This is a genomic window from Thermus sp. FJN-A (assembly GCF_054655095.1).
In genome coordinates, this window is the sequence record NZ_BAAHSC010000316.1 from 1 (window position 1) to 236 (window position 236).

The 236-nt window shown below is 67.8% G+C and carries 1 protein-coding gene; it reads right to left on the reverse strand.

Annotated features, from left to right (window positions below; all coding sequences use genetic code 11):
* The coding region (locus tag ACYQ0J_RS13875; RefSeq protein WP_460172640.1) for an aminotransferase class I/II-fold pyridoxal phosphate-dependent enzyme at positions 1–236 on the reverse strand (236 nt) is incomplete at both ends.

A 236-nucleotide genomic window follows, 5' to 3' on the forward strand; every position in this document is an offset into this window, starting at 1 on the left:
GGGCGCTCGTAGGTGAGGGGGGCATGGAGTTCGTCGGAGACCACGATGAGGTCGTGCTTGCGGGCGATGGCGGCCACCGCCTCCAGCTCTTCCTCGCTAAAGACCCTCCCCGTGGGGTTTTGCGGGTGGCAGAAGAGGAGAAGCCTTGTGGCGTAGGCCAGGCGCTCCAGGCCGGCCAGGTCCAGGCGGAAGCCCCCCTCGGTTTCCTGGAGCGGATTGGCCAAGACGGTGCGTCG